The organism is Brumimicrobium salinarum, assembly GCF_002844555.1.
Lineage (GTDB): Bacteria > Bacteroidota > Bacteroidia > Flavobacteriales_D > Crocinitomicaceae > Brumimicrobium > Brumimicrobium salinarum.
Genome location: NZ_PJNI01000067.1, coordinates 1 through 215, shown reverse-complemented (window position 1 = coordinate 215; position 215 = coordinate 1). Strand labels below are relative to the sequence as shown.

At 45.6% G+C, this 215-nt stretch carries 1 protein-coding gene; it reads left to right on the top strand.

Annotated features, from left to right (window positions below; all coding sequences use genetic code 11):
* Positions 1-215: hypothetical protein (locus tag CW751_RS15165; protein WP_205677854.1), on the top strand; the 215-nt coding region annotated here is incomplete at both ends.

Sequence of the window (215 nt, the reverse complement as noted above, 5' to 3'; positions counted from 1 at the left end):
AAAGCAGAAGCGGAAGAACAACTGCGACAGGAAAATGATAAAAAGCTGCTCGGGCAGGTGCTGGAAATCTATGACCAGAAGTACGTGGCTGAACTGCTTAGAAAAGTTGGTAAAAATGAGTGGAGTCGCGAGACTCTTAATCGCTGGATTAATGGTAAGTGCTCACCTAAGACGCTGACGTTAGCCGAAGAGGAACTTCTACGAAAAATGCTTCC